The sequence below is a fragment of the Kitasatospora sp. NPDC038210 genome (assembly GCF_055600605.1).
This window is the reverse complement of sequence record NZ_JBVJYK010000031.1, coordinates 57,643-81,645: the sequence shown is the minus strand read 5'-3', so window position 1 is coordinate 81,645 and position 24,003 is coordinate 57,643. Positions and strand designations below refer to the sequence as shown.

At 73.4% G+C, this 24,003-nt stretch carries 9 protein-coding genes; all 9 read left to right on the top strand.

Annotated elements, in window-relative coordinates; genetic code table 11:
• Positions 1 to 46 precede the first annotated feature (46 nt).
• The 9 genes from eccD (at position 47) to ACZ7KX_RS37230 (ending at position 24,003) form a co-directional block, all read left to right on the top strand.
• A complete protein-coding gene (eccD, locus tag ACZ7KX_RS37270) occupies positions 47 to 1,438 on the top strand; it encodes a type VII secretion integral membrane protein EccD (protein WP_470330393.1) in 1,392 nt (463 codons plus the stop codon).
• A 74-nt stretch (positions 1,439 to 1,512) separates the two neighbouring features.
• The gene (gene eccB / locus ACZ7KX_RS37265; RefSeq protein WP_470330392.1) at positions 1,513 to 2,958 is read left to right on the top strand and encodes a type VII secretion protein EccB; all 1,446 of its coding nucleotides are present in this window, start codon (positions 1,513 to 1,515) and stop codon (positions 2,956 to 2,958) included.
• Between the two features lie 75 nt (positions 2,959 to 3,033).
• Positions 3,034 to 3,378: a hypothetical protein gene (locus tag ACZ7KX_RS37260; RefSeq protein ID WP_470330391.1), complete on the top strand. Its 345-nt coding sequence runs from the start codon at positions 3,034 to 3,036 to the stop codon at positions 3,376 to 3,378.
• Positions 3,379 to 3,434: 56 nt separating this feature from the next.
• Positions 3,435 to 3,734: a hypothetical protein gene (locus ACZ7KX_RS37255; protein ID WP_470330390.1), complete on the top strand. Its 300-nt coding sequence runs from the start codon at positions 3,435 to 3,437 to the stop codon at positions 3,732 to 3,734.
• Positions 3,734 to 4,144: a hypothetical protein gene (locus ACZ7KX_RS37250; protein ID WP_470330389.1), complete on the top strand. Its 411-nt coding sequence runs from the start codon at positions 3,734 to 3,736 to the stop codon at positions 4,142 to 4,144. Before ACZ7KX_RS37255 ends, ACZ7KX_RS37250 begins: the two co-directional genes overlap by 1 nt.
• 37 nt (positions 4,145 to 4,181) lie before the next feature.
• Entirely contained in the window at positions 4,182 to 6,452 is a 2,271-nt protein-coding gene (locus ACZ7KX_RS37245) for a hypothetical protein (RefSeq protein WP_470330388.1), read from the top strand.
• Positions 6,453 to 6,525: 73 nt separating this feature from the next.
• Positions 6,526 to 6,993: a YbaB/EbfC family nucleoid-associated protein gene (locus tag ACZ7KX_RS37240; RefSeq protein ID WP_396552614.1), complete on the top strand. Its 468-nt coding sequence runs from the start codon at positions 6,526 to 6,528 to the stop codon at positions 6,991 to 6,993.
• Complete coding sequence (locus ACZ7KX_RS37235; protein WP_470330387.1) at positions 6,986 to 7,285, top strand: hypothetical protein; 300 nt, start codon at positions 6,986 to 6,988, stop codon at positions 7,283 to 7,285. Before ACZ7KX_RS37240 ends, ACZ7KX_RS37235 begins: the two co-directional genes overlap by 8 nt.
• Before the next feature lie 131 nt (positions 7,286 to 7,416).
• Positions 7,417 to 24,003, top strand: coding sequence for a WXG100-like domain-containing protein (locus ACZ7KX_RS37230; protein WP_470330386.1), 16,587 nt, complete (start codon positions 7,417 to 7,419; stop codon positions 24,001 to 24,003).

The window sequence follows — 24,003 nt, the reverse complement described above, 5'->3', positions numbered from 1 at the left end:
CCCCCGCGGGGCGGACGGCCCAGGCCGTACGGACGTGAGGAGAGCCTTGAACGGGAGCGCCAACGGGACCGCAGTCGCCGGACTGTGCCGACTGAGGTTCCACGCACCCGAAGCGGTGTTCGACCTCGCGGTCCCCGCCGACGTGCCACTGGCCGACCTGCTGCCCGCCGTCCTCGCCCACGCCGGCGACGACCTGGAGGAACGGGGCACCGAACACGACGGCTGGATCCTCCAACGCCTCGGCGAACCGCCCCTGGACGAGGAACTCGGCGCCGACGCCCTCGGCCTGCACGACGGCGAGGACCTCCACCTGCGCCCGCGCCGCGACCCCCTGCCCGAGGTCCACTACGACGACCTCGCCGACGGCGTCGCCACCGGCATGCGCGAACGCCCCGACACCTGGCGCCCCGCCCTCACCCACCACGTCGCCCTCGCCCTGGCCGTCACCGCCCTCGCCGGCGGCCTCGCCGTCCTCCTCCTGCCCGGCCCGCCCCACCTGCGCGCCGGCGCCGCCGCCGTCACCGGCCTGTTCCTGCTCCTCGGCGCCCTCAGCGCCTCCCGCGCCGTCGGCGACGCCGGCGCCGGCACCGCCCTCGGCGCCACCGCCGTGCCCTACCTCGCCCTGGCCGGCGCCCTCCTCACCACCGGCACCGGACCCTCCGCCACCGGAGCCCGCCTGCTCGCCGGCGGCTGCGCCGGCGCCGGAGCCGCCGTCCTCGCCATGGCCGCCGTCGGCTGCGCCGCCCCGCTCTTCCTCGGCCTGGTCCTGCTCGCCCTGCAGGTCACCACCGCCGGCGCCCTGCTGCTCGGCGGACTGACCGCCCCCGCCACCGCCGCCGTCCTCGCCGTCCTGCCCGTCGCCACCGCCTCCTTCCTGCCCGGCCTGTGCTTCCGCCTGTCCGGCATGCGCCTGCCCGCCCTGCCCCGCAACGCCGAGGAACTCCAGGAAGGCATCGAAGCCGTCCCCGCGGCCTCCGTGCGCTCCCGCAGTGCCGTCGCCGACGGCTTCCTGACGGCCTTCCACCTCGCCCTCGCCCCCGTCCTCGCCCTCTGCCTGGTCACCCTCACCGGCCGCGACGGCTGGGCCCCCACCGCCCTGACCTGCGCCCTGTCGCTCCTGCTCCTGCTGCACGCCCGCGGCATCGGCAGCATCCCCCAGCGCCTGGCCGTCCTCGTCCCCGGCGCCCTGGGCCCCGCCCTGCTCACCGCCCACCTCGCCGCCGGCCAGTCCACCGCCGAACGCACGGGCCTGCTCGCCGCCCTGGTCGCCACCGCCGCCGTCCTGGCCGCCGTCTCCTGGACCGTCCCCGGCCGGCGCCTGCTGCCCTACTGGGGCCGCGCCGCCGACCTCCTGCACACCCTCGCCGCCGTCAGCGTGCTCCCGCTCGCCCTCGCCGCCGCCGGCGCCTACCACGGGCTGCGCGCCATCTCCGGCTGAAGCCCGCCGCCACCCGCACCCGCGCACCGCCCGCGCGAGCCGACCCGACGCCCCGCCCCGAGGAGAACCACGCCATGCAGTCGAAGCGCGACCAGGTGCAGGCCCACCTGTTCGTGATGGGCCGCCTCGCCACCGGCATGCTCCGCGGCGAACCCGACGCCCCCGACGCCCCCACCGGACGCACCTCCCGCGGCATCGTCACCGGCACCGTCCTCGCCGTCCTCGCCTGCCTGATCGCCGCCGTCTACGGCGTCCTCGTCCCCGGCGGCGCCACCGGCTGGAAGAAACCCGGCACCCTCGTCCTGGTCAAGGAGAGCGGCGCCCGCTACCTCTACCTCGACGGAACCCTCCACCCCCTGCTCAACGAGACCACCGCCCGCCTCATCGCCGGCGACCAGCTCACCGTCGACCAGGTCAGCACCCACTCCCTCGCCGGCACCCCCCGCGGCACCCCCCTCGGCATCCTCGGTGCCCCCGACGGCCTGCCCGAACCCGGCCGCCTCACCACCGCCCCCTGGCTCGCCTGCGCCGCCCTGCGCCCCGGCCCCTCCGGCACCCGCACCCCCCACCTCGCCCTCGCCGTCGACCCCGCCACCCGCGGCACCGCCCTCACCGACGACCAGGCCCTCCTGGTCACCGCCCCCGACGGCACCGCCCACCTCCTGTGGCACGGCCGCCGCCTGCGCCTGGACACCCGCAACGGCGCCCGCCAGGCCCTCGGCCAGAGCGCCGCCACCGCCCAGCCCGTCCCCCAGGCCTTCCTCAACGCCCTGCCCGCCGGCCCCGACCTCGCCGCCCCCGACCTCGACCAGCGCGGCACCCCCGGCCCCGACCTCGCCACCCGCCCCACCCGCGTCGGACAGCTCTTCACCGGCCCCAACGGCGACCCCTACGTCCTCACCGCCGCCGGACTCACCCCGCTCACCCCGATGGCCTTCGAACTGCTGCGCAACGACCCCCGCACCCAGCAGAGCGCCTACCAGAACGCCGCGGTCACCCCCGCCGCCGTGTTCGCCGCCGACCTCGCCGCCCACAGCGCACCCCCCGCACCGGCCGCCACCGCCCTGCCCACCACCGTGCCCGAACTCCTGACCGCCCCCCAGGGCCGCGACGTCTGCGCCGAACTGCGCCCCGGCGACCCCGGGCCCACCACCGCCGTCACCCTCGTCGACGACACCGCCCTGCAGGGCTCCGCCCCCACCGTCCAGCCCGGCGTCGAGGCGCCCTGCGCCACCGCCGACACCATCGCGGTGCGCCCCGGCGGCGGCGCCCTGGTGCGCGCCCTGTCCACCGCCGGCACCGGCACCACCCTGTACCTGGTCACCGACACCGGGGTGAAGTACCCGCTGCCCTCACCGGCCGTCGCCAAGCAGCTCGGCTACGGCGAGGCCGCCCCGCCGGGCGTCCCCGAGGCGCTGCTGACCCTGCTGCCCACCGGCCCCAGCCTCGACCCGGCCGCCCTCACCGGCGCGCCCGCCGCCCCCGCGCCCGCCGCCCCCGCACCGGCCTGCCCGCGGTGAACCGGCCGCCGACACGGCGCCGTTGACCTGAAATGAACCCGGCATCCGCGCCGGGCCGACGGAGAGGAGCCCCCGATGGTGAACACCCTGCAGACAGAGGACACGGTCGTCCGCCAGACCCTGGCGACCCTGCAGAGCCACATCGACACCATGCTCAGGGCCTGCACGAACATCGAGGACATCAACACCGAGGTCCACGACCACTTCCAGGCCGCCTGCAGCGACGCCTACCAGCAGAAGATCAACGACTGGACGACGCGCTACCAGCAGCTCCGGACCTCCTACGACACCTTCCAGGAGAACTTCGCCTCCGGGCACCGGATCATCAGCACCGCCCACAACGAGGCCCTGGACATCGTCCACGGCACGAGCCCGTCCAGCCTCAGCCTGGACGTCAGCAACGGCCTGAACCCCAAGTAGCGCCGACCGCACAACCGACCGCACAACCGACCGCACCACCGACCGAAGGGCACACGATGGCCGGGAACCTCGAACACCTCTTGCTCAACCACGCCAACATCGACGAGGCGGCGGACGCCCTGACCGCGTCCGGCACCAGCATGCACGACGCCATGGAGAACCTCAGGGCCGCGCTCCAGAGCGCCGAGAACCAGCTCCAGGGTCAGCTCGCCACCGCCGCCCGGGACTTCCGGCTGATGCTCGACGCCCAGGAGTCGGAGATGACCAAGGACATCACCGCCGCGGCCAACACCCTGCGCACCATGCACGGCCTGCTGCGCGACGCCGACACGCGCGCCGCCGCGGGCGTCGGCTGATGACGACGCCCGAGCCCCCCAACTACGAACACACCCTCAGCGTCGACAAGGACGACCTCCAGTACTTCGCGAACACGGAGATCGGCGGCCTCCTGGACGACCTGAACCAGAACTCCGGCTACAACGCGATGCAGCGCTACGCCGGGATGCTGGACGGCACGGGCAACTCGCTGCTGGTGGGCAACAAGTACTTCTTCGCGGACTCGGTCGTCGCCGACTTCAAGAACCTGGCCACCGGCCTGGCCACCGACCTCGGCACCCTCAAGGCCCAGATGCGTCAGGCCCAGATCAAGATCCAGCTGACGCTGACCATCATGGAAGAGGCCCATGAGAAGGCCATGACGGCGGCCGAGATGATGGAGGTCCTCACCAAGGTGTCGACCGCCACCGCGCCCAAGTCGGGCAGCTGAAAACGTAGTTGACCGTACCGAGCATGTGGGGGCACTGATGGCCGTGACCTGGGAGCAGGTGCTCACGTTCTTCGCGGGCCCGGACCAGAAGATCGTGGACCGGACCAAGGTCGCGGAGCTGCCCTCCGGGGCCAAGTCCTGGATCAGGCCGGACCAGGTCCAGAAGGGCACGTCGGGCGCCAACTTCTACTACGGCCAGGAGGTCAAGGTCGGGCACACGGACATGGCCAAGGAGGGCGAGAGCAGGCCCGACGTGTGGTGGGCGTGGAACTACACCTTCAACAACGTCAATCACCATGTCCTGATCGGGATCCCGGTCAACTACACGGACTGGGGCAACGACACGGACAAGCCGCTGTCCCAGTTCATCCACCAGCACGAGGGGATCCTCAGCCCGCTGGCGTCCGGCGGCGGCAACGGCACGATCGACCCCCGGAGCCTGCGGGCCGCAGCCCAGGGCCTGCGGGACGTGGGCACGTGGCTGGAGACCTGGTACCCGCGGGTGAAGAAGTGGGTCGACCTGATCGACGGCCCGGACAGCAGCTGGCAGGGCGACGCGGCCGGCGAGTTCAAGATGCTGCTCAAGCGGTACGCGCTGGAGATCGAGACCATCCGCCTCCAGCTGGACACGGTGAACCACCCGCACGACCTCGAAGCGGCGGCCGACCAGATCCCGAAGACGGTCACGGGCCTCTACACCGTCCACACGGGGTGGTGGAAATCCGGGGACCTGTGGCCCTCCCACGCCATCTACGCGGCGCTGGCGGACGAGATGGCGGGCAAGAGCCCGGAACTGGACGCCAACGGCCAGGTGACGTCCATCCCCTCCAAGACGCTCGGCGACGCCACCAAGGACGCCTTCTACACCGGCCTGGAGCAGAAGGCGAAGAGGATCTGGCTGGACAACGTCGCCAAGTACCTCGACGCGCGCAAGGACGACCAGGGGAAGGACCCGACGGACGCCCTCAACACCGCCTACAAGCAGCTGGTCACGGACTTCGGCCGCGGCTACGTCAACATCAGCCTGGACCTGCCCACCCAGGCGCCCCCCGGCCCGGGCACCGGCGACGGCACCGGCGGTGACGGCAAGGGCGGTGCCGGAGGCGGCGGTGACGGCAAGGACGGCAACATCGACCTGGGCGGCGGTGCCGGCGGCAGCAAGTTCGACCTGGGCGGCGGCAGCGGCGGCGGTGCCGGCAAGGGAGGCGACGGCAAGGGCGGCGACTCCAAGACCCACCTGCCCCCGCCGCCCCCGGTCATCGGTCCCGGCGGGGGAGGCGGCAGCGGCATCGGCGACGGCGCCGGCACGCCCATCCTCGACAAGGACCACAAGCCCGTCCTGGGCGCCGACAAGAAGCCGGTGCTGCTGCCCCCCGGCGGCTACATCGGCAAGGACGGCCAGGTGTACGACGCCAACGGCCAGAAGGTGATCGGCAAGGACGGCAAGCCCGTCGTCGTCCCGCCGGGCTCGGACGTCCCGCCCGGCACGGGCGGCGGCATCTACGGGCAGAACGCCAAGGTACCCAGGGGCTCCAGGGTCCGCGAGGACGGGACCGTGATCGGCCCCGACGACAAGGAGGTGCTGGACCGCGACGGCAACCCCGTGGTGCTGCCCAAGGGCGGCTCCATCGCCGACGACGGCACCCTCCTGGACTCCACCGGCCGCCCGATCTCCGACATCTCCCAGCGCTACACCGACCGCCAGCACGCCATCGACGCGATGGTCGGCAGCGGCGGGGGAGGAGGCGGCGGGACCGGCAGCGGTGGCGGCATCCGCCCGCCGTCCAGCGGGGACGACTGGAAGCTGGACCTCGGCTCCTCCTTCGGCGACTACGGCTCCGGCGGGGGCGCGGACTCCGGCTCCGGCGGCCCGGGCTCCTACGCCGGCCTCCTCGGCGGCGTCGGGGGAGTGGGCGGCTCCGGCGGCATCCCCTCCGGCGGCGGTTCGCTGCCCAAGCTGGTCGGCTCCGGCGGCGGGCTGAGCCCGCAGGCCATCGAGAACAGCGGCGGGCTGGCCCCGGGCGGCAGGACGGCGGCCGCCGCGGCCGCCGAGTCGGCCGCGGCCGAGAAGGCCGCGATGCAGAAGGCCTCCGCGCTGGCCGCCGAGGAGCAGGCCGCCATGCGCGGCCGGTCGGTCTCCACCAGCGGCGGCGGGATGCCGATGATGCCGCCGATGGGCGGCGGCATGGGCGGCGGCATGGGCGCGGGCCAGGGCGAGAAGGACCGTCAGCGCACCACCTGGCTGGCCGAGGACGAAGAGGTCTGGGGCACCGAGACCGGTGCGGTCAACGGTGTGATCGGCCGCTGAGCGGCGGGCACCACCGGCAGACAGGGCGGCGTCCCGGCAGGGACGCCGCCCCGGGAAAGGACACGGAGAAGGCATGTCGTACTCGTTCGAGGACCAACTGGACCGGGCCCTGGCCTCGTTGGAGGAGCAGAAGGAGAGGCTGGCCGAGTCGACACGCAGGATGCAGGCGATGACCGCCGAGGCCAGGAGCAAGGACCGGATGGTCACCGCGAAGGTCGGCCCCCAGGGCGAGCTGCTCGCGCTGAGCTTCCACACCACCGCCTACCAGTCCATGGCGCCGGCCGAGCTGAGCGCCGTGCTGAAGGACGTCCTCAACGAGGCCAAGGCCCGGATGGGCGAGCGGATCGCCGCCGAGATGCGCGGCTTCGAGGGCGTCGGCGAGACGCTGCGGATGAACTTCACCGGCGAACGCGGCGACGAGGACCCGTTCGGAACCGGCGGCGCCCTGGACCTGGACGCGCTGCTCGCCCCGCTCACCGCGATGCGCCCCGGCGCCGACCAGAGCGTCAAGTCCCGCAAGCAGGAGGAGTTCAATGGCTGACAGGCTGCGCAAGGAGTCGGGCCTCAAGCAGGCGTTCGCCAACTTCGACGACGTGGCCGCCCTGGTGGAGAAGATCAACACCGAGGTGGAGGACATCAACACGAAGAACGTCAAGGCCGGCGGCGGCGACGACATCGGCAAGCAGTACCACGAGAAGATCGACAAGCCCACCGCCGACCTCACCGGGCTGACCATGCAGATCCGCAACAAGCTGAAGGCGATGTCCGCCCACGGCCAGGGCACGGCCGACCTCCTCGACGCCGCCGACGACCACGGCCGCGGCCTGGTGTGAACCGCCTCCGCTAGGGATCGGCCCCGGCCCCGGTCCCGCCTGCCCGCTTGCCCGCCTGCCCGTCCGTTCGCCCGCTCCCGCCGGCCCCCGCACCCCCCGTACCACCAGCACCGCCCCGGAGGCCCTGCGCCATGTCCCACTCGTCCATCCACGTCTCCCCGGGCGTGGCGCAGTTCTTCCACATCATCAGCGGCATGCCCTGGCCCGAGTCCGACGAGGGGCTGCTGCGGGACGTCCGGGACGACTACCTCGCGCTGGCCCAGGACCTGCCGAAGCTGAGCGAGTACATCCTCGACGCGGTGCAGACCTGCGACAAGCGGATCGAGGGCGAGGCCGCCAAGGCCTTCAGGCGGGAGTGGAGCCAGTTCACCAGCCAGGACCCGAGCGACGACCCGCTCCGCAAGGCCGGTGAACTCTGCACCCAACTGGCCGAGCTGGCCGGCAAGGTCGCCAACACCGTCGAGTACACCAAGTGGATGGCGATCGGTCAGCTCGTCCAGCTGATCATCGAGATCGCCTTCGCCATCGCCTGGTCCGTGTTCACCGGCGGCTTCTCCATGGTGCAGCTGGAGTGGCAGAAGATCCTGACGCGGCAGTTCCTCCTCCAGCTGCTGAAGAAGCTCGCGCAGCTGATCGCCATGCACACCTTCGGCGGCGTCGTCGGCGGCCTGATGCTGGACGCGATCATCCAGGGCATCCAGTTCGAGCACGGCGACCGGCACGAGTGGGACAAGGACCTCACCAAGCAGGCGGCGATCTTCGGCGCGCTCAGCGGCGCCATCGGCGGGCCGCTCAGCCTGATCGGCGAGGGCCTGGGCAAGCTGCTCGGCGGCCGCCTGGCCAAGCTGTTCGTGCAGAGCGCGCTCGACGACGTGATCAAGGGGCTGGCCGGGGGAACCCTCAAGGGCGCGGGCAAGGAGCTCGGGGAGGGCGCCCTCAAGGGGGCGGGCAAGGAACTGGCCGGCAGCGTGGCGGGCGGCGCCCTCAAGTCGGGCATCAAGGAACTCGGGGACGGCGCCGTCAAGGCGGGCGCCAAGGAGGGGGCCAAGGCGGGCGGCGAGGGCCTCGGCCACCTGCTCGGCAACGAGGCGGCCGAGCGGTTCGCGAAGGGCATCTCCAAGCTCCTGGAGGAGAACGCCCAGTACCTGACCAAGGGCTTCAAAGCCGGACGCAAGGTCGGCGCCGCGACCGGCGAGAAGTTCGTGCGACAGCTCGGCGAGCTCTTCGAGAAGGAACTCGGCCAGGAGCTCGGTGCCAAGTTCGCCCGGGAGATGGGCGAGCACATCGGCAGGCAGTTCGCCGAGCACTCGCTCAAGACCGTGATGAAGGAGAGCAGCAAGGAAGCGCTCACGGAGACCCTGGAGAACCTCGCCAAGGACGGCGCCCGGGTCGCGCTCACGCCCGAACTCAAGCTGCTGGTCGAGAAGGTGCCCGAACTCGCGGGCGGCGTCAACAAGATGAACAAGATGTTCCACCTCGGGCACGTGCTGGGCAGCCAGTTCGAGTCGGGCATCAACCAGTACCTCACCGAGGGCATCTACAACACGATCTACAACGGCGAGTGGCAAGCCAGCGGGATGAGCTTCCTCGGCGGCTTCATGATGGGCGGGATGCGCCACATGATCATGGGCCTCGCCTCGCCGCTGACCCTGCGCTACACGGACTTCGTCCGCGGCCTGGAGAGCTCCCGGATCACCGACGAGAACGGCGGGTACTACGGCAGGACCCACCCGCTGACCATCCTCTCGGTGATCAGCAACATGGGCGGCCACTCGGCGCCCTTCCCGGTGCCCCGGCCCGGGCACATCGACCAGATCGCCGGGACGCACCTGTCGGGCGGCGACGGCGCCTCGATCAAGTCGGGCGCCTCGCTGTCCGGCTCGACCCTCCTCGGATCCGGGAACCACCACCGGGAGGAGAACGGCGACGGCGTCCTCGCCGACCCGAAGGGCAAGACCAGCTTCAACTCCTCGGTCGACGGCGGATGGGACCCGAAGGCCCCCGCCCGGCCCGTCGAGACGCAGTCCCGCGGCGACGAGCGCACGACCGCCCCCGCGCCGCCGAAGTCCACGACGCCGAAGTCCACGACGACGCCCGGCGACCGGGAAGCCCCCGTCCCCCCGCCCGTGCCCCGCAAGACGGGCGGCGGACCCGGGACCACCGAGTCCGCCACCACCGGCGCGGGCGCACCCAAGGCCGGCAACCAGGGCAGCGGCAACCAGGGCGCCGGGAACCCGGCGAACGGCGGGGAACGCGGCACCACCGCGACGGCCTCCGCCGACGCCAACGGCCGCGACGGCGCCGTCAAACCCCAGCCGCAGCAGAGCAGGCCCGACCCGGCGCACCGCACCACGGTCGTCGAAGAGGGCGTCGAACCGCCCCTGCACCAGCCCCCGACCTCGACCGGCGGCGGCCCCGGGGGAGCAGGCCGGCACCCCGGCAGCACGGACACCAGCCCGCAGCCGCAGGAGAACACCACCCACCGGAGCCCGGCCGCCGCGCCGCCGCCGCTCCGCACCAGCGCCGACGGCCCCGGCGACGGCACCGCGCCCGCTGCGCCCGGTCACCCGGACCCGAACGGCCAGGCCCCGAAGACCCCGGACGGCCCGGACCCCGACCCGAAGACCCCGAAGACCCCGGACCCGAAGACCCCGGACCCGAAGACCCCCGGCCCGAACGGCCCGGACGGGAACCGCCCCGACCCGCAGGGCCCCGTGCCACCCGCCACCCCGCCGCGCGACCCCGGGCCCGGCGGGCCCGCCGGCCCGCACACCCCCGACGGCCCCGCCACCTCCCACACGCCCTCCGGCCACCCCTACCATCGCGTCGACGCCCCCGAGCACGCCAAGGCGCCCGCCGGCGGCGAACGGCGCACCTCCTGGCAGGACAAGCAGAAGGAGATCGCCGAGCGGCACGACGCCGTGCTCGCCGAGGCCGAGGCCAGGGAAGCCCTGCACGGCGACATCGAGGACCGCCTGAGCGACGTCCACTTCGGTCTGCCCCGGGAACTGCGCACCCTCACCGACCCCGGCACCGAGGCGTGGCGCCGCACCGCCGCCGACCTGCAGACCGACATCGAGGCCCGCCCGCACGAGCGCCAGGAGATCCTCGACGCCGCCGCCGGCCGCCTGGAACTGGCCGGCGCCCGCGAACTCGCCCTGCGGGTCGCCGTCGGCCGCTTCGAGCACCTGCTGACCGAACGCGGCCTCGACCCCGCCACCACCGGCGGCGACCACCTGCACGCGGAGATCCGCCGCGAGGCCACCGAACGCTTCCGCGCCGACGCCGAACGCGACATCGCCCAGCTGTACGCCACCCGCGCCGACGTCACCCCCGAACGCAACGCCCTGGCCGCCCGAGCCCTGGAACGCCGACTGCTCCGCGCCGCCGGGGACCTGGACGTCAGGCAGGCACGCGCCACGCAGACCGAACGGATCGAACGGGCGGTGGACGACGCCCACGCCGACTGGAAGCGGGAGAACCTCAGCGAGACGGACCGCGCCCTGCTGGACGCCGCCGGCGTGCCGAAGGACGCCCGGGTGTCGGAGGAGGCCCGCGACCAGATCGCCGAGGCCATGCGGGAGCGGATCGCCGAGTTCCACGGCCGCTACCAGGACCGTGCGACCGTGCACGTCGACGAGGCCGAGCCGGGTGCCCAGCGCCCCGGCGCTACCGACCCGCACGGCGGCCGCCGCGACGAGGACGCGTTCCTGGGGATCCAGGACGAGAACGGCGAGGACCTCGCCGCCCTCGACTCCGCCCTCCAGGGGAAGGAGCAGCTCGAAGCCGACTTCCGGGCCGGCTTCGAGAGCCACCGCAGCGGGCTGTCCCACGAGTTCGCCGTCCAGGCGGTCCGCGAGACCGTCCTCAAGCGCTCCGTCGACGCGGTGGACGACGCGGCCGCGGCGTGGAAGACCAGCGCCCCCGACCAGTTCGGCCCCGAGACGCTGCGCGAACTCGGCCTGGCCGACGGCCCGTCCCCGCGCGCGGTGGCCGCCGCCCGCGCCGACCTCGCCCGCCGCGCCGACCGCCTCGTCGCCGAGCACACCGCCGCCGAGCGCGACCCGGACCGGCTCAAGGCCGAACTGGACCGGCTGACCTCCCAGGCCGAGGCCAACCGCCTGCTGGCCCTGCACGGCGCCCGCGAGGAGGCGGTGCGCGCGGCCGAGGACACCGCCCGCGCCGAGGTCCCGCACGACCTGGGCGGCCCCGACGCCGCCGACCACCGCACCGACCCGGCGGCCTCCGTCGAGACGGCCCTGGGACGGCCGGTGCGCGGCGCCCGCACCGACCGCTCGGAACCGCCGGCCTCCGCCGCGGCCCGGCGCGTGCGCGAGGGCTACACCGAGCGGGTCCGCGCCGCGTTCGACGAGCACTTCCGCCCCCTGCTGCGCGACCCGGACGCCGACCACAAGGCCGACCTGCGCGGGCAGCTGGAGCAGTGGCGGCGCGAGCGCGAGCGGCTGACGCAGGGCCTGGAGGAGCACGTCGCCTTCGAGCGCGCCGTGCTGCCCGCCCGCGAACACGCCGCCGCCGGCTACGACCGCCTCGCCGAGGGCCGCCGGGTGTCGCCGGAGGAGGTCCAAGAGCTCAAGACCCGCTACGGCGGCGAGTTCTTCGACGCCTACAAGGAGCACTGGGGGCCAGAGGACCTGGACGGCGAACGCTGGCGCGGCCACGAGGCGGCCAACGAGAACGTCTTCGGCCGCCCGCACGCCGAGAACCGGCCCGAGCACGAGACGGAGCACACGCCCGAGCACGAGCCGACCCCCGAGCACGAGCCGACCCCCGAGCACACGCCCGAGCACGAGCCGACCCCCGAGCCCGGGCCCGGCACCCCGTCCGGCCCGCCCGTCCGCTCCCGGGACACCGTCCTGGGACCGTCCTCGGAGAAGAAGCCGGGCGGGAACCGCCCGAAGGACCACGAACCCGTCGAGCAGGACGACCGGTCCGGGGCGGCCGGACCGCTGCAGGAGCGGGCGGACCGGACACTCCTGACGACCCGTGGGAACCACGAGGAGAGCGGGCCCCGCCGTGAGGCGCAGGACCAGGCACGCCAGGAGGCGGCCGGGAAGGACCAGGAACGCCGGGAGGCGGCCGGGAAGGAACACCGGGCCGCCGACGAAACCGTCTACCCGGTGGCGCAGCGCACGCCCGCGCAGGCCCCGCCGCCCCCGCCGCCGCCACCGCCGGGTGGTCCGTTGGTGCCGCCTGCGGGTGGTCCGCCCCCGCCGCCGCCACCGCCGGGTGGTCCGTTGGTGCCGCCTGCGGGCGGTCCGCCCCCGCCGCCGCTGGGCGGTCCGCCGCCTCCGCCGGGTGGCCCGTTGGCGCCCCCGCTGCCGGGTGGTGCGGGACAGCACCTCGCCGCGCCGTTCGTGCCGACGCCCTCCCACGGGCCGGTCCAGGAGATCCGGGAGCAGCACCGCGCCGAGGACGAACAGCACCTCGCCGCACTGCCGCCGCACAGCGGCGAGCCGCCGACCGTGTCCCCGGCCGACGCCGCCCTCGGGCAGCAGCTGCACCAGCGCTACCCGCGGATCAGCCTGGTCGACCCGGGCTCGCCCGGCAGCGGCCACCAGGTCGCCTTCCTGAAGGTGCTGGAGGGCCTGGCCGCGATGGGCTACCGGGGCGAGGTCCACCTGACCTTCGCGAGCGGCAAGGCCCCGTTCTACGCCGAACGGCTCGGCCGTGCCGCCGACGTCGGGCACCCCCGGCACTCCTACGGGCTGTTCCACGGCCCGTGGACCGGCTCCTACCGGGGGCTGCGGGTGACCGCCCACCCGGCGGGCGCGGACACCATGCAGGTCGCGTACCGGACGACCGAGCAGCGGATCGCCACCGACCTGGAGACGTACTGGAAGTACTTCGCCTGGAGCGGGGCGAGGCCCGAGACGGCCTGGCTGGACTCCAGCAGGCCGACCCCGAACGTGCGCAACCGCTACACGGGCGACAGCCCGCAGATCCAGACCGACTTCCGGGCCTCCGTCACGCGGGAGGACAACCGGGACCGGCCGATCCACCCCGCCCAGCACCTGACCCCCGACCTCCTGAGGGCCGGCGCCCAGTCCTCCGGACAGGGCCGGACGCTGACCGTCTTCGCCGCCCTGGACGCCCCGCACGGCGGGGACACGGCCGCCTACTTCGAGGAGAACCTGACCGCGTCGCTGCGGGGGATGACCGGGGAGCAGGACCCGGACGTCCTGGTCCTGCAGCCCTTCCTCTGGGACAGCCACCCCCGGCAGATCCGCCGCGGGGACGACGTCCTGGCGGAGCTGTGGCACGACCAGGGCGCCACCGTCACCTACCCCTTCCGCCCGCAGCCCGTGCCGGCCGACCTCCCGCGCCACGTCCGCGACCACTGGCCCGAGGCCACCGGCCCCGACGACCAGGTCCCGGACCTGGTCGCCGACCTCCTGCGCCGCGCCCAGGACGGCGAGATCCGGCTGGTCACCGCCTACTACGGGCAGATCGGCGACGGCACGGTCCGCCACCGCGACATGGCCGCCCGGATGGAAGCCGCGCTGCGGGCGCTGCCGGACCCGTCCCGTCCGGCGGTCGTGGTCCTGCTCGGCGCCGAGCCGAACGAGGTCCAGAACCACGCCGACCTGCTGAACGGCCTCCAGGGTGTCGCCGCCGCCCACACCGGCGACGGAGGCGTCCACCGCCTGCGGCTGGGACGCGTCCAGCCGGCCGTGATGGAACTGTTCGAGCAGCGCTCGACCCTGGTCGTCACCGAGGGCGCCAACACGTGGCAGGAGATCCTCACCCTCGCCACCCCCGGCATCTCGGCCCGCCCCGGCGGCGAGACCCGCCCCTGGACGCTGGCACCGAACGGCACCCAGTCCCAGGGCGGGCAGCGGATCGGCGAGGCCTCGACGGCGCTCGCCACCGGGAACACCTCGGAGCTGACCACCTTCCTGCACGGCCTGGACGACCAGAACGGCGAGGTCCACCAGTACCTGGACGTGTGGCGCGACGCCCTGGGCGCCGACGCCAACGACCAGTTCCGCAGCGCGGTCGAACAGCTCCTCAGCCACCCCGCCGGGGACACCACCGGAGCGGCCACGACGGTGCACCAGAACGCCCAGGCACCGGTGGCGCCCGCCGCCGGGGCCCCCGCCGTCGTGCCCCCGGCCACGCCGCCCGTCACCCCGGGCACGGTACTGCCCGCCTCCGCCTGGGCCGACATCCGCACCCTCGCGCCGCCCGCCCGGATGGAGACGGAGCGCTTCGACCCGCGCGTGCGCGGCCAGGCCGGCCCGGGCGACATCGCCGGCCCCGGCGTGCGCGACCAGTACGAGAACCGCCGGCGCAGCCTCGGCGGACTGCACGGCGCCGACACCACGATCAGCTACGACGCGCGGCGCTTCGAGGTCCGGCCCGGCCACTGGGTCACCGAGTTCACCCTGCGCCTGCACCTGCAGGGGCCGGACGGCCACCCGCTGCCCCCGCACGAGGCCGCCCGGACGCTCGACCGGGCCCGCGCCGTGGTCGGCGACCGATTCAACGAACGCTTCCACCTGCCCGGCGGCGATCAGGTCCACCTGCGGGTCGAAGGCGCGCAGACCGAGCACGGCGCGCACCGCACCGTCACCGTGCGGCCCGGCGACGAGCGCAGCGACCAGCTCACCTGGTCCGACCAGAGCCCGCCCGGCGTGCTGCTGCACGAACTGCTGCACTTCCTCGGCCTGCCGGACGAGTACGTCGAACCGGTGACCAGGCCGGGCGACGCCTTCGCGCTGCGCCGCCGCGACCGGTGGGCCGGCGAGAACGGGGTGATGGGCACCTCGGCCCACCGGGACGACTTCACCGTGCTGCCCCGCCACCTGCAGCGCATCGAGGAGGTCCTGCACTCGGGCCCGGTCCTGCGCGACCTGACCCACGAGCAGCACAGCTCCCGCCCGGACACCGCCCAGGCACCCGCCCCGCTGACGGAGCAGCACCGGCAGGCCGAGGGGCCCGTCGCCCCGGCACCGCCGAACGCGGTCGCCCACGTCACCGAAAGCCCCGTCCACAGGCCGCCGAACGCCCCGGTCCCGGTGCACGAGTCACGCGTGAACGTGCTGGACGGCGGCCGGCTCTACCACGCCGTCAGCGTGCCCGGCGACGGCGACTGCCTGCTGCACGCCGTCCTCGCCGGCGCCCGCGGGCTGGAGAGCTGGGAGCACGGCGACCTCACCGTCCACGGGCTGCGCGAGCTGGCCTCGCAGTGGTTCCGCAGCGACGCCGGCGCCGAGCTGCGCCGCAACGCCGACGCCACCGGCCAGCGGCCCGTGGACCGGCTGGAGCCGCACGAGCGCGACCGGACGTGGCAGGTGTACCGCGACCCGGGCGACGAGCAGGCGTCGACGCTGTCCGCGAGCGACCTCGGGAACCTGCGCATGAGCGACCTGCTCGACATGGGACTGCGCAACCGGTCCCTGTGGAACACCTCGTTCTACGACGAGGCGCCGGGCGTCATCGCCCACGCCCTCGGCATCCACCTCGTGGTCCACGCGGGGAACGGCCGCACCGCGTTCAACTCGGAGGCGGCCGGCCGCGAGGTGCACGTCTACCGCGACCCCGGCAGGGAGCCGGGCTCGGCCGCGCACTACTCGGAACTGCGCCCCGACACGCGCGGGCCGGTGGCGGTGGAGACCGGCGCCACCGTCGACCCGAAGGTGGCGAAGGAACTGGCCGGTCGGGTCCAGCCGGACATGGTCGTCGTCGCCCTGGAGCCCGGGCAGCCGGTCTTCCGGGTGACCGACGCGTGGACGCTGCGGGGGTACCTGCTCCAGGGCAAGATCGGCGCGGTCAAGAACAAGGAGGGCTGGTCCCAGCTGGGCCCGGGGCTCTACACGGGCCACGACTTCGACCACGCGGCCACCTACAGCGACTCCCTCTCCGGCCTGCCGGTGGTCATGGAGTTCCTCCTCTCCCGCAAGGCGACGGGTCTGAAGGTGAAGAACATCACCGAGGACTGGACGGCCAAGGAGGTCCCGGAGACGCTGAAGAAGTACGACTTCCTCACCGACGGGACGCAGTTCAAGTTCCACCCCGGCTTCTACGAGGGCCTCCTCCGGGAAGGAGCGCAGTCCGCGGACAAGTCCAGCGGTCTGCGGATCGCCGGCCTGAAGGTGAAGGAGGGCGCATCGGTCTGGAACCACTACCGGACCGAGGACTTCGTCCCGGAGTTCGAGGGCTACCTGATCAAGGCGCACCAGGACAAGGCCCGTCAACTCCCGCACGGCGACGACGCGTCCGCCCCCGCCCACGAGCCGGATCCCGTCCCGAAGAGCGAGGCCCTGGAGGCCGCCCCGCCCGCCGCGCCCGGCGACCTCCGGCGCATCCGCTACCGCGAGCAGGCCGAGGCCTACGAGCGGCGGCTCGCCACCCACCTGCTCGACCGCGCCGACGTCCAGCGCGAGGTCAAGAAGGTCGTCGACCTGGCCTGGTCCATGACCACCAACGACAAGGACAGGACCCAGTTCGGCTCCAGGAGCACGGGCACGACCGGCATGGTCGGCACCGACCGGCACATGCTGCAGGAGGTCGTCGACGGCGGGAACCTGCGGGAACGCATGGCCCTGCTCTACAACGGCTACACCTCCAACCACTTCGCCAAGCTCGTGCGGCAGCGGCAACTGCCGCGACCGGAACAGCTGAAGCAGGAACGGCAGGACCGCCACGACATCGGCGCGGAGGTCGTCACCCCGCTGACCGCGGAGATCAAGAAGGCCTACGGCGACCTGCTGAAGCCGCCCGCCGAGCGCAGGCCGCAGACGCCCTTCGAATCGTTCCGCACCGACGAACCGTACGGACCCGTCATCGAGGGGATCCGGAACGCCTACACCGAGCTCCAGGGCCGCCAGATCGCCGACTGGGAGCGCAAGCGGGTCGTCGAGGCCGCGCAGAAGGCCGCGGAACGCCAGGCCAAGACCATCCTCGAAACCGACCGCAACCCCTTCGAGGTCAACCCGCCGCTGGGCCGCGGCGAGTGGTACAGCGCCGTGGAGAAGGACGGCCGGCTCGGCTGGCAGCCCGGCGCCAAGTCCTTCCACTACCAGCTCGTTTCCGACTTCCAGCAGGCCGCCCACGACAGCGGGGGACTGGTCGTCAGCGGCACCTCCGGCACGGCCTTCGGGATGCTCCAGGCCGTCAAGGAACTCGTCAAGACCGACGCGGGGAAAGCGAAGCTCGCCGAACTGGGGGAGGGCCCGGTCGACTTCGAGCAGCTGAGGATGGCCCTGCTCGGCTGGATGCTGGAGTCGGAGGACCACAGCTTCCACGAGATCATGAGCGGCGCCCGCCTGTTCTCCGAGAGCCTCACCCCCGAGGAACGCGCGAACCCGAACCTCGCCAACACCGACCTCACCTACAGCGACACCCACCACCGCTACCGCTTCCTCTCGCCGCTGACCGAGCAGGAGCTGCGCAGCGAGGTGGCGCCGGAGGGGCGCTTCCCGGACGAGCACCTGGTGGGCGACTGGTCCCTCCACGACCTGGAGTTCGCCGACCCCTCCGCCGACACCCCGCCCGGCGGCGAACAGCCCGCCCACGACGACCCGCCGGCCCAGGACGGCGGCGGGCCCCGGCAGCCGGCCTCCGCGCCGCCGGCCCCGCGGCCGCAGCCCGACATGCCCCACGGCGACGAGATCACCCCGGCGCCGGAGCACGACGCCGACCACGTCACGGAGCAGACCGCCGGCCACACCGCGGTGCAGGCCGCGGGGCACGCCGACGGTGGCAGGCCGCCGCTGCCCGGCGAGCCGATGCGCGTGGCCGACCACCCGCTCGACGTTCCGATGCGCCTGCCCGGCCCGGACGCCGAGGACCCGCTCCGGTCCGCGCAGTGGGGGCAGCTGGGCGAACTCCGCCGGCAGATCGCCGACCTGCCCGAGGGCAGCCCCGAACACCGGCAGCTGCAGCGGCAGATCGACCGGGCGCAGGAGAAGCTCCGCTCGGCCTTCACGACCTACCTCGACCACGAGGGGAGCGACCTCGCCGCCGCGTCCCAGGCACGCGAGCAGGAGATCGCACGGCTGCGGACGCAGCCGCCCCCGGCCCCGGGCACGTGGCAGGACACCCACCACCGCCGGCTCCTGGACACGCTGGAGCTGGAGGTCCGCGAACTCCAGGCCGAACTCGACCGCCACGCCCTGGACGCCGAGTCCAAGCAGCGGATGGTCCCCAGCGCGCGGGACGTCGAACTGGTGGCGCACCTGCAGGACCCGCACAAGCACCCGCTGGACCCGGACGTGCACCCGCAGCCGCTCCTGGACCGCCTCACCGGCGCCGGCGTCGACTGGAACACCCTGCACCCGGTCCAGGCAGCCGCCCTGGTCATGGTCGAACGCAAGGCGATGGACTTCGAGCAGCGCGACCGCGTCCTGCTCACGGAGAAGCTGACCACCGCCACCGGCGAGTGGGCATGGGCGGCCAGGTACCCCCGTGACACCCCCCAGGCGATCGACCGGCTGATCACCGACGTCGAGAACCACATGCGCACCGGCATGTACATCGCCACCAACTTCCACTTCGACCAGCCGCTCAACGCCAACCGCCAGACCGCCTTCGGCAAGGCCGGCGGGGTCCTCGGCAACTGGGGACCGAAGCCGAAGACCCTGCTGGACAAGCTGATGGCCGACAAACAGGGACTGTTCCGCAACGCCTGGGAGACCGGAGCCTCCCAGGCCGCCGTCGTCCCCTCGCGCCGCGGCGCCGTGGAGGAGCACTTCGGCTACGCGCCCGCCCTGCGTCGCAGCCACGACACCCGCGACCTCTTCCAGGACACCGGCAGCGAGGGCAGCCGGTTCGCGCCCAAGAAGAACGACCGCGGCCTGCTGCCCAAGTACGGGGCACTGGTCTCCGACCTGCAGCCCTACGGCGTGGCACGCCGCTACGGCGCGTTCGCGCTGCACTGGTCCGACGACATCCGCGGCCGCGTCACCCACACCCCCAACGACTCCTGGACGGCACGGGAGAAGGGCGCCCTGTCGGTGACCTCCGACTCCCACGTGCTGCCGCTGCTGCTGTGGGGCGACCGGCACATGGTCGAACGGGTCTTCGGCGAGGCGACCGGCTTCCGGCACGACCCCGACTTCGGCGAGCGCATGCTCACCGAGGGCATGGACACCGACAGCTACTTCGAGACGCAGATCCACGGCCCGCTGTCCTGGGGCGACCTGCGGCACATCGTCATCAGCCACCAGGCCCCGGCCCCCGAGCAGCCGGCCGGCGCGCGGCCCCCCAGGCGCGACGACTCCCTGCCCACCCTGGAACGTGCCGAGAAGATCGCCGCCAAACTCCGCACGTTCGCCGGGAAGAACGGCCACACCTTCACGGTGGAGCTGCGTGTGGCCGGCACCATGCCGCCGCGCAACCACCCGCAGGACGTCCTGGCCCCCACCCCCGCCCCGCAGCCGCACACCGGCGTCGACGCCGGCGACCCGGCCACCGGCGGCAACGATCGGCTCCGCAACGCGGTCGAACAGCCCCTCGACCGGCCCGAACCCCCGGCCGGGGGGAACACCGGGCCGGTGACGGCGGTGCGCCACCCCGCCCAGGCACCGCCCCCGCCGGCCCCCGAGCAGGCGCCGGTGCAGCCCGCCCCGCTGCCGCCCGGCGTCCTGCCCGCCGCCGCGAACCGGGACGTCCCCGACACCCGGCCGGGCCTGCGGATGGCCTCGGGCGCGTTCGTCGGGGACGAAGGACGGAACAACAACCGCCCGGCCGACGTGCTGGCGCTGACCCGTCGGCTGGAGGAACTCGGCGCCCTGGAGCCGGACCTGGCCGGCCGGATCCGGCAGGACACGGAACCACTGATGCGCCGCATCGAGGAGCGGGCCAGGAACCGCAACGCCCCTCCGCTCAGGCTGCCGGTGCCCCCGACGACCGTCGCCCCGCTCGTCCGGATGGTGACCGAGCATCTCGGCTCGCCGCTGACGCCCGAGCACGCCGGCGCCCTCGGCCTGGCACTCACCGCCGGCGTCGGCCCCGGCGGCGCGAACCACCGGGCGGACGTGACCGCGGTGGGCCGCAGACTGCACGAACTGGAGCTGATCGACGAGACCGGCCGCACCGCCCTCGACCATCTCACCGACGGCGCTTCGCTGCCCCCGGCCTTCCTGGACGGCCTCCTGACGCTGCGCGCCGACCACCTGGCCGGCCGCTTCGACCTGCCCGTCGCCGAGGGCGGCCGACAGCTCGCGCACGCCATGCGCGACCTGTCCCACAACGGGGTCGTCCTGGAGTGGCGTGCCTCGGGCGACCTCGGCCTGGGGCGCACCGACTTCGCGACCTGGGCGATGGACGGCCCGGCGGAGCAGCCGCCGCCGTTCGCGAAGGACACCACGCTCAACTGCTGGGAGTCCGTCCTGCTCACCGCACACGCCGGGGGGCTGATCGGCTGGGACCGGATCCACGACCTGTACGCGGCCGATCTGACGGGCCCCAAGTGGACGGCCAACCTGGTCGCCGGCCTGCTCCCGCACACCAGGGCCACCTACGACGCGAACGACCCGCACACGCCGCTTCCGCGTGCCGGCGACATCGTCGTCTTCAGCCGTGGCGAGCACGTCGCCGTCGCCACCGGCCGCACCGACGAGCACGGCGCACCGGTCCTGCTGAGCTTCGGCGTCAGCCCCAAGGACGACCCGGCCGAGGTCAACCGGGTGATCGAGATCAGCGCGCCGGACCTCTACGTCGGCCCCGCCGAGTTCGGGCCCGGCCCCTGGAGCGAGCGGCCGGCCCACGACGAGGCACCGCAGGAACCCGCGCACCCGGCGCCCGTGCACCCGGAGTCCGGGCTGACGCCGCTGCCCGACGCCGGGCACTTCGGACCGGACGCCGAGCACACACCGCCCGCCGCCCCACCGGTCACCGACCGGCGCGGCGAGCTGCGCGCCTCACTGGTCCACCACGAAGCCTCGGGCGCCCACCGCCTCGACGACCCGGGCGTCGACGAGCAGGCCCGGCAGCGGATGGCCGGGACACTGGACCGCTTCCCCGCCGACGAACGCTTCCTCACCGTGGCGATGCACACCGGCACCGACGGCGTGCCGCGCTGGAAGGGCACCCGGGTCACCGAGGGCGAAGTCGCCGACCTGCTCGCCTCGCTGTACGAGAAGCGGGCCTGGGACGGGAACAAGCCGGTGCAGCTGGTGGCCTGCTCGTCGGCCCGCGAGGGCGAGACGTCGTTCGCCGCCGGCGTGCTGCGGGAGCTGCGCCTGCGGCTGCCCGGCCTCGACCTGGAGGTCTACGCCCCCAGCGGCCTGGCCTGGTTCATGCCCCCGGTCTCCGCGCCCTTCCGCACCTACCCCCACGGCCCCGGCGTCCTGGTGGTCGGGCGGCAGCCCGGCTTCGACAGCTCCGGCCGTCCCGTCCTGGTGGAGGGCGGCGGCTGGGTGAGCCTGACGGCCCCCCGGGACGCGTCCCCCGAGGCCCCGCCCGTGGTGCGCGCCCTCGGCGCCCACCTGCCGGCGGACGGAACCCTCCCGCCGCGCTCGACGTCGGCACCCGAGGGCTACACCGTGATCCCTGCCCAATCCAAGCCTCACGAAAGGGAGTTGGCGTCGCACGACGACGCGGTGGCGTTCTCCGGACGCCGACGCAAGGGCGGGATCGCGGACTCGGACTCGGAGTCGAGTTCGGGCTCGGACCCTGGCGTGGGGCCGAGCTCGGGCAAGCGCATCCGGACGAACGACCCCGTCGCCGACGAGGAGATGGCGTCGGACGACGACAGCCGGATGAGCGTGATCACGGACGACGAGGACTACCGGGAGATCCTGAGTGAGGTGAAGGACAAGTATGAAGAGGTCCACACCCTGCTGACGAAGGCTGAGAGCAGGGGGGCCCCGGAGAGCCTCGTCAGAAAGCTCCAGACGGAGACGAACGCGCTTGAGGCCATCCACGCCATGGGCCTCTTCCGCTCGGCGCGGACGGCCGACGAACTGCTGGCGATGCTGCCCCAGGACTCGGACCTGGCGCGCGGAAGGTCTCTGGACGACGAGCGGGACGCAGTGACCGACCACCGCGACCACCTCACGGAGACCCCTGCGGAGCCCGTCACCGCTGACCGCTTCGACAACCTCGTCTCCGAGGTGCTGAGGCGTTACAACCCCGCGGGTGGCGATGGCACCCAGGGCTGTGAGAACCGGGCCCACGCGCTGTCCGAAGTCATCCACCGACTCGCCCCGGACGTCGGCCGTCAGCACCTCTCCAAGATCTGGGCCTATCCCGCGTCCGGGAACGAGAGACTGCATGCGGGATACCGATGGGTCCAGCACGTCGCCGTCCTGGTCGAGACGGCGGGCGGAAAGCGGGTGATCGATCCGCTGCTGTTCCCGGACCGTGCGGCCACCGAGGAGGAGTGGGTGGGGGCGCTCCGAGCGGAGGGGCAGGACCAGCCGCTGACGTACCAGCGGTCCTGGGAGTTCCACGGAGGACCGGGCCGTGAAGGCCGGTCCGATTTCGGGTCCATCACCGTGATCGACGAGGGGACCAGGGCGCAGATCGACGCGTGGAAGCGTACGGACCTGACCCCCATGCACGACACGCACGTCTTCGGTGACACCGACACCAAGAGCACCGACACCAAGAGCACCGCGGCCCTCACGTCCGACCTGGTCGAAATGGCGCTGTCGGGCAAGCGGGCGTCGGACGACCCGCAGGGGGAGGCGAAGCCCGAGGAGGGGGCGACGGAGGGGAAGGGCAAGGACAGGGCCGGGGACACCGCCGCGAAGCCGGACCCCGACACCGTGGAGACGGCGAAGGCGGTCCTGGACGACTCCCTCCTCGCCCCGCTCTTCGCCGGCACCGAGGTGACCAAGACCTACGCCGTCATCGGCCTGGAGCTGAAGGGCGACAAGAGCTGGCAGACGACCGAGGCCGTCACCAACGGCAGGGACGAGTCCATCAACGACAGCCGCTCGTTCCAGGCCGCCACCCGCTGGGCGAAGGACAACGGCCTGCCGACGCAGCGCTACGACGCCGAGGTGAAGGGACTCGCGAAGGCCTTCGACCGGATGAACGACTGGGGCTTCGACCCGGTCCCCCGTCCCTCGGGGAAGGCGCCCGGCAAGCCGCCGGAGAAGACCGCCCTTCGGCCCGACGTCGAGCCGCCCGCCCAGCCCGAAGGCGTGCTCACGGTGCTCTCCTCCCGGGGCACGTGCGCGAGCTGCAAATCGGTCGTCAAGGACTTCCAGGACGCGTTCCCCAAGATCAGCGCCTACGTGGGGTACACGATCAACGCCAAGCAGGAGTCGACGTTGTCGATTCAGCAACGGGAGTACACGAGGAACGGCAAGAAGGTGGAGGACACCATCGAGTACGGCTGGGAGCAGACGACCAGGCTCAACTCCGCCAGCACGTACGTGCCCAAGGGGAAGGACATCGCCTTCAAGTACTTCCCCTCCAAGGACGGCGAGTCCGCCTGGAGCCAGCGGCTCGCGGACCGGGCGGCCGAGGAGGCGGCCGCGGCACAGCGGGCGGCCGAGGAAGCGGCACGGGCGGCCGAGGCCGCCGCCGTGAACGTGATCAACGGAGCGGTCAAACCGAGGTCGGCGGAGCGGGTCATGGAGTTCGTCAAGGCCTACAAGGGCGCGGACAAGGACTTCGTCACGCAACTGAACAAGCACATGAAGCAGGGCATCCTGGCGTGGAAGCTCACCCCCGAACTGCAGGCCGCCCTCCTGCTCTGGTTCAAGCAGGACCCGCGGCCGGCCATCACCGGCTCCTGA

Excerpts from the sequence above, each read along its gene's own strand:
- ACZ7KX_RS37235 (WP_470330387.1), top strand. The coding sequence starts at position 6,986 with ATGGCTGACAGGCTGCGCAAGGAGTCGGGCCTCAAGCAGGCGTTCGCC.
- ACZ7KX_RS37230 (WP_470330386.1), top strand. The coding sequence starts at position 7,417 with ATGTCCCACTCGTCCATCCACGTCTCCCCGGGCGTGGCGCAGTTCTTC.
- ACZ7KX_RS37255 (WP_470330390.1), top strand. The coding sequence starts at position 3,435 with ATGGCCGGGAACCTCGAACACCTCTTGCTCAACCACGCCAACATCGAC.
- ACZ7KX_RS37260 (WP_470330391.1), top strand. The coding sequence starts at position 3,034 with ATGGTGAACACCCTGCAGACAGAGGACACGGTCGTCCGCCAGACCCTG.
- ACZ7KX_RS37250 (WP_470330389.1), top strand. The coding sequence starts at position 3,734 with ATGACGACGCCCGAGCCCCCCAACTACGAACACACCCTCAGCGTCGAC.
- ACZ7KX_RS37245 (WP_470330388.1), top strand. The coding sequence starts at position 4,182 with ATGGCCGTGACCTGGGAGCAGGTGCTCACGTTCTTCGCGGGCCCGGAC.
- eccB (WP_470330392.1), top strand. The coding sequence starts at position 1,513 with ATGCAGTCGAAGCGCGACCAGGTGCAGGCCCACCTGTTCGTGATGGGC.
- ACZ7KX_RS37240 (WP_396552614.1), top strand. The coding sequence starts at position 6,526 with ATGTCGTACTCGTTCGAGGACCAACTGGACCGGGCCCTGGCCTCGTTG.